The sequence below is a fragment of the Demequina lignilytica genome, assembly GCF_030418375.1.
In the GTDB taxonomy this organism is placed as follows: Bacteria; Actinomycetota; Actinomycetes; order Actinomycetales; family Demequinaceae; genus Demequina; species Demequina lignilytica.
This window is the reverse complement of the sequence record NZ_JAUHPZ010000022.1, coordinates 1-514: the sequence shown is the minus strand read 5'-3', so window position 1 is coordinate 514 and position 514 is coordinate 1. Positions and strand designations below refer to the sequence as shown.

Here is a 514-nt window from a genome sequence, read left to right as displayed (position 1 = left end):
GCGCAGATCGCGGAGGCGATGCGGGTGTCGCTGGGCACCGTGAAGCGGTATCTGTCGGAGGCGTTGACGACGTTGGGGGAGAGGTTCGATCCGTCCGAGGAGGACGCGGCCCTGGTGGAGAGGGGGCGGTCATGAGCACGTTGCGTGAGCAGATCGCCCGGTCGGCGGAGCTCGGCGGGGCCGCCGTGGGGGCGCACCTGCGTGCCGAGGGTGTCGCCGAGGGTCTGGTGGAGCGGGCGCATCGTCGCCGGGCACGTCGGACGTTGGCGTCGGCGGCGGCGTCGGTCGCGGTGCTCGCGTTGGCGGGCACGGTCGCGGTCGAGCTGCTGCGTCCTCCGCCGGATCCGGCCGGGCCGGTGCATCGCGACGACGTGCCCTCGATCGACCGCGCGGTGAACCTCGGGGCCGCCGACCTGTTCCAGTGCGGCGTGGAGCCCGTCGAGCTGCCCGAGCAGGGCGTGACCATCGCCGAGGACGCCGACCGCGACGCCCACCCCGATGTGGAGGTCGCGCT

General features: G+C 74.1%; 1 protein-coding gene. It reads left to right on the top strand.

Going from position 1 to position 514, the window contains the following annotated elements:
* Positions 1–131: 131 nt before the first annotated feature.
* Positions 132–514 (top strand): hypothetical protein (locus QQX13_RS13775; protein ID WP_301153687.1); only part of this gene is annotated, 383 nt, incomplete at its 3' end.